The organism is Streptomyces sp. NPDC025784, assembly GCF_055558435.1.
This window is the reverse complement of record NZ_JBVHMN010000019.1, coordinates 170,045-187,535: the sequence shown is the minus strand read 5'-3', so window position 1 is coordinate 187,535 and position 17,491 is coordinate 170,045. Positions and strand designations below refer to the sequence as shown.

At 71.7% G+C, this 17,491-nt stretch carries 12 protein-coding genes; 5 read left to right on the top strand and 7 right to left on the bottom strand.

All coding sequences use genetic code 11. The features are described 5' to 3' along the window. Window positions 1–47 precede the first annotated feature (47 nt). The 3 genes from ACZ4IF_RS34550 to ACZ4IF_RS34540 are packed head-to-tail and all read left to right on the top strand — an operon-like array spanning window position 48 to window position 4,077. Window positions 48–1,031, top strand: a complete 984-nt coding sequence (locus ACZ4IF_RS34550; protein ID WP_467570067.1) for an ABC transporter permease — start codon at window positions 48–50, stop codon at window positions 1,029–1,031. Next, window positions 1,028–1,864 (top strand): ABC transporter permease, encoded by an 837-nt coding sequence (locus ACZ4IF_RS34545; RefSeq protein WP_467570064.1) that lies wholly within the window; start codon window positions 1,028–1,030, stop codon window positions 1,862–1,864. Before ACZ4IF_RS34550 ends, ACZ4IF_RS34545 begins: the two co-directional genes overlap by 4 nt. Beyond that, window positions 1,861–4,077 (top strand): ABC transporter ATP-binding protein, encoded by a 2,217-nt coding sequence (locus ACZ4IF_RS34540; RefSeq protein WP_467570061.1) that lies wholly within the window; start codon window positions 1,861–1,863, stop codon window positions 4,075–4,077. Before ACZ4IF_RS34545 ends, ACZ4IF_RS34540 begins: the two co-directional genes overlap by 4 nt. Window positions 4,078–4,111: 34 nt before the next feature. On the opposite strand, the gene glgA is transcribed toward ACZ4IF_RS34540, so the two are convergent. Continuing rightward, a complete protein-coding gene (gene glgA / locus ACZ4IF_RS34535; RefSeq protein WP_467570148.1) occupies window positions 4,112–5,296 on the bottom strand; it encodes a glycogen synthase in 1,185 nt (394 codons plus the stop codon). A 456-nt stretch (window positions 5,297–5,752) separates the two neighbouring features. Here glgA and ACZ4IF_RS34530 point away from each other — a divergent pair, with 456 nt between their 5' ends. Continuing rightward, window positions 5,753–7,108 carry a helix-turn-helix domain-containing protein gene (locus tag ACZ4IF_RS34530; protein WP_467570058.1) on the top strand — a complete coding sequence of 452 codons (1,356 nt, stop codon included), beginning with the start codon at window positions 5,753–5,755 and terminating at the stop codon, window positions 7,106–7,108. Between the two features lie 35 nt (window positions 7,109–7,143). Here ACZ4IF_RS34530 and glgB read toward each other — a convergent pair whose 3' ends face one another. The 6 genes from glgB to ACZ4IF_RS34500 form a co-directional block, all read right to left on the bottom strand. Then, the gene (gene glgB, locus ACZ4IF_RS34525; protein ID WP_467570055.1) at window positions 7,144–9,360 is read right to left on the bottom strand and encodes a 1,4-alpha-glucan branching protein GlgB; all 2,217 of its coding nucleotides are present in this window, start codon (window positions 9,358–9,360) and stop codon (window positions 7,144–7,146) included. Between the two features lie 190 nt (window positions 9,361–9,550). Beyond that, window positions 9,551–10,984, bottom strand: a complete 1,434-nt coding sequence (locus tag ACZ4IF_RS34520; RefSeq protein WP_467570053.1) for a maltokinase N-terminal cap-like domain-containing protein — start codon at window positions 10,982–10,984, stop codon at window positions 9,551–9,553. Beyond that, the gene (locus ACZ4IF_RS34515; RefSeq protein ID WP_467570050.1) at window positions 10,981–13,011 is read right to left on the bottom strand and encodes an alpha-1,4-glucan--maltose-1-phosphate maltosyltransferase; all 2,031 of its coding nucleotides are present in this window, start codon (window positions 13,009–13,011) and stop codon (window positions 10,981–10,983) included. The genes ACZ4IF_RS34520 and ACZ4IF_RS34515 overlap by 4 nt, the downstream gene beginning before the upstream one ends. Beyond that, on the bottom strand, window positions 13,008–13,625 hold the full coding sequence (locus ACZ4IF_RS34510) for a DJ-1/PfpI family protein (RefSeq protein ID WP_359489737.1): 618 nt from the start codon (window positions 13,623–13,625) through the stop codon (window positions 13,008–13,010). Before ACZ4IF_RS34510 ends, ACZ4IF_RS34515 begins: the two co-directional genes overlap by 4 nt. Window positions 13,626–13,627: 2 nt before the next feature. Beyond that, window positions 13,628–15,304 (bottom strand): thiamine pyrophosphate-binding protein, encoded by a 1,677-nt coding sequence (locus ACZ4IF_RS34505; protein ID WP_467570048.1) that lies wholly within the window; start codon window positions 15,302–15,304, stop codon window positions 13,628–13,630. A 68-nt stretch (window positions 15,305–15,372) separates the two neighbouring features. Then, entirely contained in the window at window positions 15,373–16,212 is an 840-nt protein-coding gene (locus tag ACZ4IF_RS34500; protein ID WP_028802113.1) for a type 1 glutamine amidotransferase domain-containing protein, read from the bottom strand. 488 nt (window positions 16,213–16,700) lie between these two features. On the opposite strand from ACZ4IF_RS34500, the gene ACZ4IF_RS34495 reads away from it, so the two are divergent. Continuing rightward, the gene (locus ACZ4IF_RS34495) at window positions 16,701–17,159 is read left to right on the top strand and encodes a nuclear transport factor 2 family protein (protein WP_095936591.1); all 459 of its coding nucleotides are present in this window, start codon (window positions 16,701–16,703) and stop codon (window positions 17,157–17,159) included. Window positions 17,160–17,491 lie beyond the last annotated feature (332 nt).

Sequence of the window (17,491 nt, the reverse complement as noted above, 5' to 3'; positions counted from 1 at the left end):
TGTCACACCGGTGAAGCCCATGACCCCCACTGACCATGAGGAGTCGCATGGTCGGCCGCCTGTCCCAGCGTCTCATCCACAGCGTCATCCTGCTCGTGGTCTCGACCCTTCTGTCGTACCTCGTCAGTTCCGCCGCACTCGACCCGCGGGCGTACTTCGCGGACCGTCAACCGCCGCCGCCCGCCGCCTCCGTCGACCGCGAACTCGCCTCTTTGGGGCTCGACGAACGAGAGCCGGTCCTGCACCGGTTCGCGCACTGGTCCTGGCACGCGCTCCACGGCGACCTGGGGCGCACCATCGACGGGGACTCGGTCAACGACGAGTTCGGCCGCCGGGTGGGTGTCTCGGCACGGCTGCTGCTCATCGGCACGCTCGTCGGCACCGGCCTCGGCGTCCTGGCGGGGGTGTGGGCCGCGGTGCGCAGAGGTCGGCTGCCGGACCGGATGCTGACGGTCTTCTCCTTCCTCGTGCTCTCGGTGCCCACCTTCGTACTGGCCCTGCTGCTCAAGGACGGCGCGCTGCAGCTGAACCAGGCCGTGGGCCACACGGTCATCCGCTACACGGGCGAGAGCACCCCGGGCCGTTCCGGCGGCCTGCTCTCCCATCTCCAGGACAGAGCGGGCCACTTGGTACTGCCGGCGGCCACGGTCGCACTCGGCTCGATCGCGTCCTACAGCCGCTACCAGCGCGGGGCCACCCTGGACGTGCTGGGCTCCGACCACCTGCGCACGGCCCAGGCCAAGGGACTCACCCCCGGCAGGGCCCTGCTGCGGCACGGGCTGCGGACCTCGCTCATCCCGATGACCACCTTCTTCTCCTTCGGGTTCCTCACCCTGTTCACCGGCTCGGTCTTCGCCGAGCAGATCTTCGGCTGGCCCGGCATGGGCAGCTGGTTCATGGACGCGGCGCAGAAGGGCGACGTCAACTCGGTCGTCGCGGTCAATCTGTTCGCGTCCGTGACGGTCCTGCTGGCGGGCCTCGTCGCCGACGTCCTGCTCGTCGTGCTCGACCCGAGGGTGCGGCGCGGGTGACGCCGGGACTGCGCGGCCTGGCCCGCTCACCGCGTGCCGTCGCCGGCGCGGTGCTGATCGTCGCCCTCTTCCTGCTCGCCTTCGTGGGTCCCCACCTCACCTCCTGGAGCCACACCGACGTGGACTACACCGCGCTGCGGTCCGCACCGAGCACCCGGCACTGGTTCGGCACCAGCCGGATCGGCCAGGACGTCTTCGCACAGACGGTCCGCGGTCTGCAGAAATCGCTGCTCATCGGTCTGTTCGTGGCCCTGTTCAGTACGGGGCTGGCCGCGGCGGTCGGCACCTGCGCGGGGTATTTCGGCGGCTGGACGGACCGCCTCCTGATGTTCCTGGTCGACCTGCTCCTGGTGATCCCCGGCTTCCTGGTCCTGGTCGTGGTCGCGCCGGCACTGCGCGACGCGGGCTGGACGGCCTTCGTGGGGCTGCTCGCCGCGCTGGGCTGGATGCTCACGGCGCGGGCCGTGCGCGCCATGACGCTCTCGCTGAAGGAACGCCCCTACGTCGTCGCCGCACGGCACATGGGCGTCCGACCCTTCCTGATCATTCGGCGCCATGTCGTGCCGCACATGGCGTCCTTCCTGATCACCCACGCGACCATCGCGGTGGCGGGCGCGGTGATCAGCGAAACGGGCCTTTCCTACTTCGGCTTCGGGGTGCAGCCCCCGGACGTCTCCCTGGGCACGCTGATCGCCGACAGCACGGACGTGGCCCTCACCTATCCGTGGATGTTCTTCTTCCCGACCGGTCTGCTGCTCTGCTTCGTCCTCGCCGTGAATCTCGTGGGCGAGGCGCTGCGTGACGCGCTCGACCCGGTGGCGGTACGCGCATGACGAGGAGCGCGATACTCGAAGTCCGCGACCTGCACGTCTCGTTGCCGGGCGGGCGCCGGTCCGGACCCGTTCCGGTCGTCCGCGGTGTGAGCCTCACCCTGCGCGCCGGCGAGGTCCTCGGCCTCGTCGGGGAGTCGGGGGCGGGCAAGTCCATGACCGCGCTCTCGCTGCTCGGGCTCACCCCGCCCGGTGCCGTCGTCCGCGGCTCGGTCCGGCTGCTCGGCACCGAACTCGTCGGGCTCCCCGTACGGGAGCTGGCGCAGCAGCGCGGGCGTCGGATCGCCATGGTGTTCCAGGACCCGCTCACCGCCTTCACCCCGGTGCGGCGCATCGGGGACCAGATCGGCGAGGCACTCCGCATCCACCAACGGCCCCGCCCGACACGGGAGTCGGCACTGCGCCGTGCCGTCGGGCTGCTGGAGAGCGTGGGCGTGCCCGAGCCGGACCGGGCCGCCCGCGCGTACCCGCACGAACTGTCCGGCGGTCTGCGCCAGCGGGCCATGATCGCGATGGCCGTCGCCAACCGCCCCGACGTCATCGTCGCGGACGAACCCACCAGCGCCCTCGACGTCACCGTGCAGGCTCAGGTGCTCGACGCCCTCGCGGTGGCCCGCAAGGCGACCGGCGCCGCGCTGCTCCTGGTCAGTCACGACCTGGGCGTGATCGCGGGCGCGGCCGACCGGGTCGCGGTCATGTACGCGGGACGCATCGTGGAGTCGGCGCCGGTGGACGATCTGTTCTCCCGCCCCCGGATGCCGTACACCCTGGGCCTGATCGGCTCGGTCCCCCGGCTGGACGACGTGGCGACACTCACCCCGGTCCCGGGCACGCCCCCCGCGCCCGGGACCGCACCGCCGGGCTGTTCCTTCGCACCGAGGTGCCCGATCGCGGACGCGCACTGCGAGCAGGCGGAGCCTCCGCTGGCCCGCGTGTCCGGGGCGACCGCCGCGACGGTCCGGGGCGTCGGGGACCGGCATCTCGCCGCCTGCTTCCACACCGGCACGACCGCCCGGCACACCGCGCAGGAACTGTTCCCCCCGTCGGTGCCGGGCGAACGGTCCGGCGGGCCGGTCGCCGGGGCCGGGCCGGGGGCCGGCGCGGCCAAGGCGGCGGTTGCCGGAGCGAAGGCGACGGCACCCGGACTGAGGCCGGGGGCGGACCAGGTGCTGCGGATCACCGGGCTCACCAAGAGCTACCCGCTCCCCCGCCGTTCCGGCCTGCGGCTGCGCCGCCGCCCCGCGGAGGCCCTGCACGCCGTGCAGCGGGCGGACCTGGACGTCCGGCGCGGCGAGACGGTCGCCCTGGTGGGCGAGTCGGGCGCCGGCAAGTCCACCACCCTGTCCGAGGTCATCGCGTTCGCGGCACCGGAGGCGGGCCGCATCGAGATACTCGGCCACGACACGGCCCAACTGCGCCGGGCGGACGTACGGCGGCTGCGCGGCCGCGTCCAGCTGGTCCTCCAGGACCCCATGGCGGCCCTCGACCCGCGGATGACGGTGGGCGCCATCATCGCCGAACCGCTGCTCGCCCAGCGGACCGACAAGGCGCGGGCCGCCGCCCGCACACCGGAGCTGCTCCGGCAGGTCGGCCTCGACCCCTCCGCCGCCGGACGCTATCCCCACGAGTTCTCCGGAGGCCAGCGCCAGCGCATCGCCTTCGCCCGCGCCCTGGCCGTCGAGCCGGAACTGCTGCTCCTGGACGAGCCGGTCTCCGCGCTCGACGTCTCCGTGCAGGCCGGGATCCTGGAGCTGCTGCGCCGGCTCAAGCGGGATCTCGGCCCCGCCTGCGTCTTCGTCACGCACGACCTGGCGGTGGTGCGGCAGATCGCGGACCGGCTGGTGGTGATGTACGGAGGCCGGACCATCGAATCCGGGGGCGTCACCGAGGTGTTCACCCGGCCCCGGCACCCGTACACCAAGGCCCTGTTGTCCGCGGTCCCGCTGCCCGACCCCCGTGCCGAGCGGGCCCGTGAGCGGATCATCCTGCCCGGTGACCCGCCCGGGGCCGGGGAACGCACGGCCGGCTGCCTGTTCCGTGCGCGCTGCCCGGTGTACCAGGGGGCGGCGCCCGAGGCGCGTGCCCTGTGCGAGCGGGAGACGCCCGAGCCGGCCGGCCGGAGCGCCGACGACCCGCACGTGGCCGCCTGCCATTTCCCCTACCCGGACGGCAAAGCGCCCCTCCGACACCGGCCGGCGTCGAAGGGGCAGCTCTGAAGCATCGAGCGGGGCGCCTGGCCGGCGCCCTGGTTCACCGTGCGGAGAGGACGTCCTGATAGACGTCCATCGTCCGCTCGGCTGCGCGGTCCCACGAGAACTCCTCGACCGCCCGCGCCCGGCCCGCTGTCCCCAAGGCAGCGGCCCGTACGCGATCGTCGAGCAGTTCACCGATCGCCGCGGCCAGTCCGGCCGCGAACTTCTCCGGATCCCGTGGCTCGCCCGAGGCATCGGAATGTGCCTCGAAACCGACCAGCGTTCCGGTCGTCCCGTCGTCGACGACCTCCGGGATCCCGCCGACGGCGGACGCCACCACGGGCGTACCGCACGCCATCGCCTCCAGGTTCACGATGCCCATCGGCTCGTACAGCGAAGGGCACACGAACACGGTGGCATGGGTCAGCAGTTGTCGTACCGACGTCGTGTCCAGCATCCCGTCGATGCGGATCACTCCGTCCCGTTCCTTGCGCAGTTCCTCTACGAGCGCCGCCACCTCGGCGGCGATCTCGGGTGTGTCCGGCCGGCCGCAGCACAGCACGAGCTGGGCGTCCGGCGGCAGGTCGAACGCCGCGCGAAGCAGGTGCGGCAGTCCCTTCTGCCGGGTGACCCTGCCCACGAACAACACCATCGGCCTGTCCTCGGCGATCCCGAAGCGGCGGAGCGCCTCGGTGCAGTGATCGGCTCTGTACTCCCTTGTGTCGATGCCGTTGTGGATCACCCGGACCCGCGCCGGCGACACCTCCGGGTAGACCCGGAGGATGTCCTCCCGCATCGCGGCGGAGACCGCGACGACCTGGTCGGCAGACTCGACGGCGGTGCGCTCCATCCAGCACGAGAGCGCGTACCCGCCTCCCAACTGCTCGGCCTTCCAGGGGCGTAGTGGTTCCAGGCTGTGCATCGTCACGACGTGCGGTACCCCGTGCAGCAGTCCCGCGAGATGGCCGGCCATGTTGGCGTACCACGTGTGGCTGTGCACGACTCCCGTACCGGCACAGTCACCCGCCATCGCCAGGTCGGCTCCGAGGAACTTCAGCGCCCCGTCGGCGTAGGCGAGTTCCTCGGGCGGTCGATACGCTTCCACGTCCTGTGCCGTCCTGGGGGCTCCCAGGCATCGCACCCTCACATCGGTGAGCCTGCGCAGGCTCCTGGTCAGTTCGGTGACGTGGACACCCGCTCCGCCGTAGATTTCGGGCGGGTATTCGCGGGTGAGGATGTCCACACGGGGCCGCGACACGGTCGTCAGCAGCAACCGGAAGCACCGCCGACGCCTTGCGGTGTGTACGACGTCTCCACGGACTCGGCCTTCCCGTGCGACCCGGCGGCCATTATCCCTAATGCGCTGAAGATAATCCCGGCCACGAAAGTCAAAGCCGCGACGAGCAGAAAGATCCGTCCCCTCATTACTTCACCTCTCGAAAATCACGCGGTGAATTGACTCCTTGAGTCAAGTTCAAATTACTCGCTCAGTCAAGTCTTGATTTGGCAAAAGATGATCTCTGGCTGGGATCGGAATATCTACATCCACTTCGAATGGACACCCCCGCCTCGCCCGGGAGTCCCTCAAGTTGATTGTCAAATGCAAACCTTCCTGGCCTGTTGACTTTTTGACAGAGAGTGGTCAAGCTGGTAACTTAGCTTTGTAATCTGGACTGTGATAGCTCCGGAAGGAGTCCAGGTGGACTACACCGAGGCGCACGCCCCCACAGGCCTTGGCGATCGCATAAGGACGCTCCGCACGAGGCATGGACTGAAACAGCAGGACCTGGCTTCCCAGGACGTGTCGATCAGCTACATCTCCTTGATCGAAGCCGGGAAGCGCACTCCGTCGGACGGCGTGCTGGCCACCATCGCGGCCAAACTCGGGAGCTCCGTCGAATACCTCCGCACCGGCCGAAACGGCGAGGAGCTCGGCGAGACGCACCTCAAGCTGGCCTTCGGCGAGATGGCCCTGCGCAACGGTGCCAACGGTGAGGCTCTGCAAACCTTCAGCGAGGTGCTGGCGCGCCGCTCCGCCCTGGACGCTCCGGCGGTCCGCCGCGCCCTGATAGGACAGGCCACCGCGCTCGAGAAGCTCGACCGCCTGGAAGCCGCGATCCCGATCCTCGACGACGTGTTCAACGACTCGGCGCTGGCCGCCGGCTCGGACGAGTGGTGCCAGGTCGCCGTCGCCCTGTGCCGGTGCTACCGCAACGCAGGGGACATCGCTGTCAGCATCGAGATCGGCGAGCGGGCTCTGGCCAAGCTCGACTCGCTGGGGCTCGACGTGACGATGGATCACATTCAGCTGGGCTCGACACTCATGGCCTCGTACCACATGCGGGGCGACCTCACCCGGGCCCACCTCCTGGGCGAGCGCCTGATCCCGGCCTCCGAAGCGGAGGGCTCCTACGCCGCGCGCGGCGCCGTCTACTGGAACGCCGGGCTCGTCGCCAACTCACGAGGCAGGCTGAACGAGGCGCTGGCGCTCGTCGAACGGGCCCTGGCGATGATGGCCGAGGGCGACAACCAGCGCCATGTCGCCTCGCTCAAGATGAACTTCGGCTTCCTGCTGCTGCAGAGCGGCCACCCTGATCCCGACCGGGCCAAGGGCATGCTCGAGTCCGCCCAGCAGTCCCTCGCCGAGGTCGGCAACGCCGACGAACTCGCCCGCTGCGAGATCCTCCTTGCCGACGCGGAGAAGGCTCGCGGCCAGTGGGACGAGGCGCTGGCCCACGCGGAGCGCGCGCTCGGGCTGCTCGGCACCGAGCCGCGCGTCCTGTCGGCCGCCGCACGGGCGACGCTCGCCGAGGTCCACTTCCTGCGACAGGACGCCGACCGGGCGCTCCCCTACCTCCGGGCGGCCGCCCGGCATCTGCACCACTTCCCCCCGTCCCGGGAGACCGCCCTCAACTGGCGCTACATCGGCGACCTGTGGCAGCGCCACGGCGGGGACGTCAAGGAAGCGCTCAAGGCCTACGACATGGCGCTCTCCTCGGCCGGTATGGCCCGCACCCCCCACATCCAGGCGTCCCTCGCCGACGACCGGGGATAGCAGCGGTCCCGCACCGACCCGCAACACCCCTTGCGTCACCGCTCACGACCGGCTCCCCCGCCTCCTTCCGGAGAGGCGGGCGACAGCCAGAACACCCCGAGCGGCGGCAGCGTGAGCACCGCGCTCCGCGCCTGCCCCTGCCAGGGCACCGGCTCCGCCCGGATCACCCCGCCGTTGTGTACGCCTGTTCCGCCGTACGCGACGGCGTCGGTGTTGAGGGCCTCCCGCCACAGGCCGGCCTCCGGCAGCCCGACGCGGTACCCGGTGCGCACCACCGGGGAGAAGTTGCAGACGGCCACCAGCGGGCGCCCCTCCGCGTCGCGGCGGACGAACGACAGGACGTTGGCCTCCGCGTGGGACCCGTCGATCCAGGCGAAGCCGTCCGGTGAGGTGTCCAGCTCCCACAGGGCGGGGGTCGCCCCGTAGACCCGGTTCAGGTCGCGGACCAGGGACTGGACCCCCCGGTGGTCGCCGTGCGCGGGCGAGTCCTCGTCCAGCAGCCACCACTGCGGGCCAGCGTCGTGGTCGAACTCGGCGCCCTGCCCGAACTCTTGTCCCATAAACAGGAGTTGCTTTCCGGGGTGGGCCCACATGAATGCCAGACAGGCCCGCAGATTCGCCCGCTGCTGCCACCAGTCCCCCGGCATCTTGGTCACCATGGCGCGTTTGCCGTGCACGACTTCGTCATGGGAGAGCGGCAGCAGATACCGCTCGCTATAGGCATAGACCATCGCGAAGGTCATGTCGCCCTGGTGATGGACCCGGTGCACAGGGTCACGTTCCAGATAGCCGAGCGTGTCGTGCATCCAGCCCAGGTTCCATTTCAGATCGAAGCCGAGCCCGCCGAATCCGTCGGGCCCGACGTCGAAAGTGGGCCGGGTCACACCCGGCCAAGCGGTGGACTCCTCGGCGATCGTGAGGGCGCCCGGCACCCGGCGGCGGACGGTGTCGGTCAGCTCCTGGAGGAAGGCGACCGCGGCGAGGTTCTCCCTGCCCCCGCGCTCGTTGGGAGCCCAGCCGCCCTGCGGGCGCGAGTAGTCGAGGTAGAGCATGGAGGCGACCGCGTCCACCCGCAGCGCGTCGATGTGGAACTCGGAACACCAGTAGACCGCGTTCGCCACCAGGAAATTGCGGACCTCGCGGCGGCCGTAGTCGAATTCGAGGGTGCCCCAGTCCGGATGATTCGCACGCCGCGGGTCGGAGGGTTCGTAGAGATGCTCTCCGTCGAAACGGGAGAGGGCGAAGTCGTCCCGGGGGAAATGCGCGGGGACCCAGTCGGCGACGACTCCGATTCCTGCTGTGTGAAGCGCATTCACCAGATGCCGAAAGTCGTCGGGGCCGCCCATCCGCGCGGTGGGGGCGTAGAAACCGGAGACCTGATATCCCCACGAGCCGCCGAAAGGATGCTCCATCACGGGCATGAACTCGACATGGGTGAATCCCATGTCGGAGAGATAGGCGGGGAGTTCCTCGGCGAGCTGCCGATAGGTGCGCCCGGGGCGCCAGGACGGCAGGTGCACCTCGTACACGGACATCGGGGTGAGCCGGCAGTCCTGCCCGCCGCGGCTCGCCATCCACTCCGCGTCCGTCCACGCGTACGTGGAGGTGTGCACGACGGACGCCGTGGCCGGCGGGCACTCGGCGGCGCGCGCCAGCGGATCGGCCTTCTGGATCAGCCGCCCGTCGCGGGTGCGGATCTCGTACTTGTACCGGGTGCCGGTGCCCACCGCGGGCACGAACAGCTCCCAGACCCCGCTGGACCCGAGCGAGCGCATGGGGTGGGCCACACCGTCCCAGCCGTTGAAGTCACCGACGACGCGCACCCCTTGGGCGTTCGGAGCCCAGACGGCGAAGGCGGTGCCCGTGACGCCGTCTAGGGTCAGCACCCGTGCGCCGAGGACACGCCACAGCTCCTCGTGACGGCCCTCGGAGATGAGATGCAGGTCGAGCTCGCCGAGGGTGGGCAGGAACCGGTAGCCGTCGTCGTGCGCCTCCTCGCCGTCCCCGTACGTCACCAGCAGGCGGTAGCGCGGGATCTCGTCGACGGGCAGCGTGCCGGTGAACAGCCCCGCCGACTGGTGGACCAGGTCGACCCGGGCGCCGCGGTCGGTGAGCACGGCGACAGCGCCGGCGAGCGGACGGAGCACGCGTACGACGACGCCGGAGCCGTCCTCGGCCCGGTGGGCGCCGAGGACGGCGTGCGGGGCGTGGTGCGCCCCGGCGAGCAGCCGGTCGAGCTCGGCGTCGGCCATCCGTGCACCGGATGGCCCGGGTCCGGCGGTGAGGGCGTCGGCGTCCCGTGTCTGCAGCAACGGTGGGGGTCCTCTCGTTGTCGGTGGCTACCGGTACCGGCCGGGGCGTGGGGCCGGGCAAACCGTCGGATCGGCCTGACCTTCGTGCGGGGGGCTCCTCCGTGGCGGCCCGGGTCGGGCGACGCGGCATTCAGCCGCGCACTCCGGCGAGACGGTGGACGGCGGTGAGCGGGATGCCGAGCCAGTCCGGGCGGTGCCGGGCTTCGTACACCGCCTCGTACACCGCCTTGTCGGCCTCGAACGCGCGCAACGGCACCGGGTGACAGCGCGGGTCTGCGCCCCCGGCACCGGCGTATCCGGCGATGAACGCGCGGCGGTTGCGGATCGCCCAGGCCTCCGCGCGGCGGGCGTGCCGCAGACGGAGACCCGGGGTCCGCTCGGCGGACCGTTTCCGCACGGCGGCGAGGCCGGTCTGCGCGGCGTAGTCGAAGGAACGCAGCATCCCGGCGACGTCCCGCAGGACGGGCTGGGGCTCGGCGCGTTCGGCGGCGGAGCGGTCCGGCTCGCCCTCGAAGTCGATCAGGCGCCAGCCGTCCGCCGTGGGCAGCACCTGCCCCAGGTGCAGATCCCCGTGGACGCGCTGGGCGAAGACGGGGCAGCCGCGTCCCGCGTGCCGTGCGTAGTCGTCGTAGAGCGCGCCGATCCGGCCGCGGTAGCGGTCGAGGGCGGGCACCTCGTCGGCGGCCAGCCTCAGCCGCTGCTTCATCAGCCGGGCCTCATCGGCCACCTCCTCCGGCGTGACCCTGGTCCGCGGGAAGGCGTCGGCGAGCACGGCGTGCACCTCGGCGACGGCCTCGCCGAGGGCGCGGGCGCGCGCCGTGAAGCCGCCGGTGGCGGGAGCCGCGCTGTCCCGCCCCTCCAGGCAGTCGCCGACCTGGCGCAGGGCGGTCTGCCACCCGTCCGCCTCGACGGGCAGGAACTCCTCGAACATGCCGAGGACCAGGCCTTCGCCGCCGGGGACGTCGGTGTACAGCGTGCCGTGCAGTGCGGGGGTACGGACGCAGTGCCGCTCGGTGAGGGCACGCAGGGCCTCCACCTCCAGGTGCGGCCCCGGCTCGGGACGCCGGTAGATCTTGAACAGCAGCCGGTCGCCGTACACCACCGCGCTGTTGCTCTGGTCGGCGGACAGCAGACGGGGCACCAGGCCGACGGGCAGCGGGTGCGCGGAGGCGCGTTCCAGGCGGGGACCGTCGCGTCGGCCGCGGACGGCGAGGGAGCGCAGCAGCACCCCCATCAGGGCGGCGTCCTCCGTCGCCTCGTACAGCGTCCAGCCCTGCCAGCGGCCCTCGGACACGGTGGCGATGGCCGCGCCCGCGAGGCGCGGCGGCAGCGCGGGGCGCAGGCCGAGGAAGAGCTGGTAGAGCTGTTCGGTGCCGTCCGGCCGCGGGACGCCGAGCACGGCGTGCACGAGGACGGGCGCCTCGTCGTGGACGACGGAGACCACGACGGGCCTCATGGAGTCCAGGGCCCCGCCGTCGGCACCGAACCAGCGGCGGGTGCGCAGCCACGGCGTCAGCGCGGACAGCAGGGGTTCGAGCACGGGCGCCGCGACGGCGACGGTCATGACGCCTCCCCCGAACCGACGGGAACCAGCAGGTGGGCGGGCGTCAGCCCGGGCTCCAGGCGTACGTACGTGTGGCGGCCCCAGCTGTGGATCTCGCCGGTGAGTTCGTCACGCACCTTCAGCGAGCCGTCCTCGGGCAGGCCGAGCGCGGCGAGATCCACGTCGACGGTGGTCTCGCACATGCGGTGCGGATCGAGGTTGACGACGACGATCACGGTGTCGGTGTCGCCGTCGGGCCGCGCCACCTGCTTGGAGTAGGCGATCACCTGGTCGTGACCGGTGTGGTGGAAGCGCAGGTTGCGCAGTTCCTGGAGGGCGGGGTGGGCGCGGCGCAGCTGGTTGAGGCGGGTGACGAGCGGGGTGATGGTGCGTCCCCCGGCCTCGGCCGCGGCCCAGTCGCGCGGGCGCAGTTCGTACTTCTCGGAATGCCGGTAGTCCTCGGTGCCGCCCTTCAGCACGTCGTTCTCGCACAGCTCGAACCCGGCGTACACGCCCCACGTGGGCGCGAGGGTCGCGGCGAGGACCGCACGGGCCTCGAACGCGGGCCGGCCGCCGTCCTGGAGGTAGGCGTGCAGGATGTCCGGGGTGTTGACGAACAGGTTGGGGCGCAGGAAGTCGGAACTCTCGTGGGCGAGTTCGGTCGCGTACGCGGTGAGTTCCCGCTTGTCGTTCTTCCACGTGAAGTAGGTGTACGACTGCTGGAATCCGGCCTGGGCGAGGGCGTGCACCATGGCCCGGCGGGTGAACGCCTCGGACAGGAACACCACGTCGGGGTCGGTCAGCGCGATGTCGCCGATGACCCGTTCCCAGAAGGTGACCGGCTTCGTGTGCGGGTTGTCGACGCGGAAGATGCGCACGCCCTGGTCCATCCAGTGGCGCAGCAGCCGCAGGGTCTCCTCGACCAGCCCCTCGAAGTCCGTGTCGAAGGAGAGGGGGTGGATGTCCTCGTACTTCTTCGGCGGGTTCTCGGCCGGGGCGAGGGTGCCGTCCGCGCGCTGCGTGAACCACTCGGGGTGCTCGGTCAGCCAGGGGTGGTCGGGCGAGCACTGCAGCGCGAGGTCGAGGGCGATCTCCAGGCCCAGCTCCCCCGCCCGGGCGACGAACCGGCGGAAGTCGTCGAGGGTTCCGAGGTCCGGGTGCACGGCGTCGTGCCCGCCCCGGGCCGAGCCGATGGCCCAGGGCGACCCCACGTCGTCGGGCCCGGCGGTGAGCGTGTTGTCCGGCCCCTTGCGGTGCGTGTGCCCGATGGGGTGGATGGGCGGCAGGTACACCACGTCGAAGCCCATGGCGGCGATCGCGGGCAGCCGTCGGGCAGCGGTCTCGAAGGTGCCGCTCACCGGGGGCGCGCCGGGCCGCAGCACGGCGCCCTCCGAGCGCGGGAACATCTCGTACCAGGAGCCGACCAGGGCCCGCCGCCGCTCGACGAGCAGGGGCAACGGCCGGGAGACGGTGACCAGTTCTCGCAGTGGGTGGCTCTCCAGCGCGGCGACCACCTCACGGCCGGTGGTCGCTTCGAGCCGGCGGGGGGAGGGGCTCGCTTCGTCGCGGAGCGCTCCGGCCACTGCCGTCACCGCCTCCCGGCGGTCCTTGTCCGGGATGCCGAGGGCGGCCCGCTCGTGCAGCAGGGCCCCCTCCGCGAGCATCAGCTCGACGTCGACCCCGGCGGGAATCTTCAGATGCGCGTCGCGGCGCCATGTGGTGAGCGGGTCGGCCCAGGCCTCGACGGTGTACGTCCACAGTCCGGTGCGGCCCGCCCCGACGACGACCGTGGCCTCCCAGCGGTCGGAGTCGGCGTCCACGAGGGTCATCGGGGTCCAGGGGCCGCGGCGGCCGGCCGGGTCGTAGAGGACCACGTTGGCGCCGACCGCGCCGGCGCCCTCACGGAAGACGGTGGCACTGATGGTCAGGGTCTCGCCGCGCACCGCCTTGGCGGGCACCTGCCCGCCGCGCACCTGGGGGCGGATGTCCCTGATCGGGATGCGTTCCCGTGTCGTCGGGTGGGCGTGCGAGGGCACGATCGCGGTCATGTCCCGCTCCTCACCGGTGTCCGGCGCCCCGGGACGCCCGGCCTCTCCCTGCTCGCGAGGAGGTCGATGATGGTGCGGGCGAACACGTGACAGTGCTGGCCGGTGCGCGCGGTCACCAGGTCGTCGTGGACGACGACGTCCTCGTCCACGTACTCGCCGCCCATGTTGCGCAGGTCGCCGAGGAGGTTGTTGTGGACGACGGCGCGCCGCCCGCGCACCAGGGAGGGCAGCGGCGCGGTGAGCCACATGCCGTGGCAGATGATGCCCTTGACGATGGCCGGGTCCTGGAAGGCGCGGCGCAGGAACGCGGACGCGGGCGGCAGTTTGTCCGGGTCCTCGGTGTAGCGGAGCCGGTCGGAGACCATCCCCGAGGGGACGATCACGGCGGAGAACTCCTTGAGGGCGAACTCGTCGATGTCCTCGAAGGACTCGGAGACCTCGAAGGGCATCCGGTGCTCGTGCCCCTGGAAGGTCATCGAGTCCTGGCCCCAGAGCCGGGACAGGAAGTGGACCTCGGCGCCCTCCTCCGGGAAACGGAACTGGTAGTAGAGAATCTCGGGCTCGTAGAAGTCGCTCTCCATCAGGACGGCGATCTTGTGGCCGGAAAGCCGCACGGCTAGTCCCTCCCCCTGCCGGTGACCAGGTCGATCAGGAACGGCCCGTCGGTGCCCAGCGCCTCGTCGACGGCCGCCTCGACCTGGTCGGGCTTCTCGACGCGCACGGCGGGCACGCCGAGCGAGCGGGCGAGTCCGACGAAGTCGATCGCGGGCTGCGAGAGGTCGAAGATCTCCGGCTGCTCGTGCGCCTCGATGGACTGCGACCTCCAGTACTCCTCGATGTTGAGTTCGAGGAGCTTGTAGCTGCTGTTGTTGCAGATGACGAACTTGGCGCCGATGCCGTGGCGGGCCGCCGTCCACAGCGCCTGGATGGTGTACATGGACCCGCCGTCGCCGGTGAAGCCCACGACCGTACGGTCCGGGTGCGCGAGCCGGGCGCCGAGCGCGCCGGGGATGCCCACGCCCAGGGAGCCGCCGCGGGTCTGGAACCAGTGGCCGGGGCGATTGGGCGGAAGGTGCCGCGAGATGTCCGGCGACGCGGTCAGCGCCTCGTCGAACACCATGGCGTCGTCGGGGAGCCGGCGGGCGAGTTCCCGCAGGAACGCCGTGGTCGGCAGGGCGGTGGGGGCCAGTTCGCCGTCGTCGGGGCGGCGGGCGTCCGCGATCTGCCGCTCCCGCTCGGCGGTCCTGCGGCGCAGCCACTCCCCCGCGCGCGTGCGGCTCGCGTCGTCCATGCGGGTGCCGAGCGCCCGGGTGAGTCCCGCGAGGGTCCGCCGCGGGTCGGCCACCAGGCCGAGGTCGACGGGGAAGTTCTTCGCGATCGCGTCCGTGTCCAGGTCGATGTGGACGACCGGGGCGCCGTCGGCGAAGACCCCGTCGAGCAGCGGGTAGACCTCGGGCAGCGTGTACGTGCCGACGACGAGCACGGCATCGGCGGCGGCGGTCACGCGCCTGCTGGACTCGCCGAACATGTGGCCCAACTGGCCCGCGTAGGCAGGGTGTTCGGCCGGGAGGTTGACCTCGGCCCAGTCCGCGCCCCACACGTCGGCGCCCCATGTCTCGGCGAGGTCGCCGAGTTCCTTCTCGGCCCCGGCGAAGTGGACGCCGTCGCCGGCGATGACGATCGGCCGCTCCGCGCCGGCGAGCAGCCCCGCGGCCCGGTCGAGCGTCTCCGCGTCGGGGACGCTGTCCGTGACCGGGTACGACGTCGGTACGGCCGCCTCGGAGGTGTCGCGATCCATCACGTCGGCGGGCAGCACCACGAGGACGGGCCCGTACGGAGGCGTGGCGGCCACCTTGAAGGCGCGGCGCAGGACGCGCAGCGTGGACTCGGGGTCGACGACCCGGGTGGCCCACTTGGTGACCGGCTCCGCCATGCCGACCAGGTCGGCGGCCATCTGCGCCTCCATGGCCTCGTAGCGCAGGCCCGCCTCTCCGACGAGCACCACCAGCGGGGCGTGCCCGCGCATCGCCTGGTAGAGCATGCCGATGCCGTTGCCGAGGCCGACGCCGGTGTGCAGCTGGCAGACGGTGGGCGTGCGGGTGGCCCGTGCGTGGCCGTCCGCCATGCCGACGGCGGTGGCCTCCTGCAGCGCGAGGACGTATTCGAGCTCTGGGAAGTTGCGCAACTCGTCGAGGAAACCCTGCTCGACCGTGCCGGGGTTTCCGAACATGTACCGGACCCCGTCGGCCCGCAGCTGTTCCAGGATCGCGACCCGCGCGGGCCTGCTGACCATGATGCGTCCACCTCTCGATCGACTGTGCCTTCCGGGGGTCCCCCGGACCCCCGGCCGTGCCCGGTCCGTCAGCCGGCGGCCCTGAAACCCCACTGGCGCAGGCCGTTCTCCAGCACCTCGACGACCTTCTCGCCGGTCAGGTACGAGTCGGGCGTCGAACGGCCGGTGATGAACGGGTAGTCGACGATGACGGAGGTCGTCCTGCCGAAGTTGCCGTGGAAGGCGCCGTCGGGGCCGGTCGCGTCGCGCAGGATGTACTCCAGCGGATACGGCGGCGGGCCGATCACGAAGTCGGTGCCCATGAAGCCGGTGCCGTCCTTGTAGTCGTACTCGATGCAGTGCCCGGTGACGTGCTTGCCGCGGATGATGGAGCGGCGGTCCTCCTGGTCGCGGGCGAAGGCCAGCGCGGCCACTCCGTAGCACTCGGCGGCGATCGGCAGGTCGAGGGCGTGGAAGGCGAGGATCAGGTCGTGGACCCGCCAGTTGTTGGCGAGGTCGACGATCGGGCCGCTGCCGCCGACGACGAGCAGCGCGTCGTAGCGGCCCGCGATCTGCTCGCGGATCTGCTCCAGGCGGGTGTTGTACGCCTCCCAGTCCCGCAGGAAGTACGGCTTGCTGCGGTAGGGGCGGTCGGGCAGCCAGGACGACAGGTCGAGCGGGTCGTCGAGGCGGGAGGAGCTGTCGATGGCCCGCACCTTCGCCGCCATCTCGGGCGTCGTGACCGAGCGGCCGAGGGGCGGGTCGATGTAGTCGGGGTCCATGCTCGGCGGCAGCGCCACGGGGCGCTTTCCGGTCGGCGTGGCGAAACTGACGTGGTACCCGGCCTTGTCGAAGGTCTCCAGAGGGCCGATCAACTCTTCGCCCCAGTACCCGTATTCGGACAGGACGACGAGGATGCGCTTGCTCATGGGGATGTCCTCTCGTTCGGTTCGGTCCGCGAACCGTCGAACTCATGTCTACGTTCCGCGGGTTCGGGCCGACCACGAGTGGCTGATGTGATGGGCCCATATCGGCAAGTGGCCGGAAACACTTCCGCACATCGGGCATTCCTCCGGTGCCCGCCGGGCCGGGGCGCGGTCCCGGAGGCCGGCGGACCGGTGCCCGGAACGCCGTCGGCCGGTTCCTTCGCAGGTCGGGGTGTGTTCCGGTGCGGGCCCGAGCGGCTTTCCGCGCGGGTCGCGGCCGGGACCCGGCGGCGTGTGCCGTGCGGTCCGCGGGCGGCCCCGAGCCGAGATCAGCCTGTCTCCGCCCCGACTTGGCGATGTACGCCCGCTGTCGCGCGGGAGCCCGGTCGCGCCGGTCCCCGGGGCCAAGGATGAGAACCGGCTGCGCGCCGACGGACGAGGAGCGTCCGTGCGCCACCCGAACCGTGCGCCGACCGAAAGGATCCCCAGCCATGCCCGACACCCCGAGCACGGACCTGAGCCCCCGCGAGGTCCTGGAGGCCTACCACCGAGCGATCGTCGCGGCGGACGCGGACGCCGTCGCCGAGCTGTACGCGGTCGACGCCGTCCACGAGTTCCCGTTCCTGTTCCCCGGGGTCACCGACTACCACGGCCGCGAAGAGGTCCGGGCCGGCTACCGGGCCGCCTGGGAGCAGAGCCCGGCGCGGACGGAGAAGGTCGTCGAGGTCGCCGTCCACGAGGGCAAGGACCGCGAACTCGTCATCGCGGAGCGCTTCTTCGAGGGGACGATCTCGACGACGGGCGAGTCCTTCCTCGTCCCCAGCATCCTGGTCCTGCGGGTCCGGGACGGCCGGATCGTCCACGCCCGCGACTACATGGACGGCCTCGGCACCGCCAAGGCCATGGGCGCCCTGGAGTACGTGGTGAGCGCGCTGGGCGCGAACGCCTGACGGTCACGCCTCCGCAGGACCCCGCACCGGGCGGCACCGGAAACACGCCGCCCGGTGCACACATGTGCGCCGGCCGCAGCCCACGCAGGCCTTGGACTCGCCCCCGCCGCCCCTACCCGTCCCGTACCCGGGGCTCCGCCCCGGACCCCGCTCCTCAAACGCCGGAGGGGCTGATTTCAGCCCGTCCGGCGTTTGAGGACGAGGCCGTCCAGGCCGATACGGGGGTCCGGGGGCGGAGCCCCCGGCAGCGCATGCGAAGGCCCCCGCCGTCGGGGGAGGAGATGACGGCGGGGGCAGGGGGCGGCCACGTCCGGTGCGTCGTGGGCCCGCGA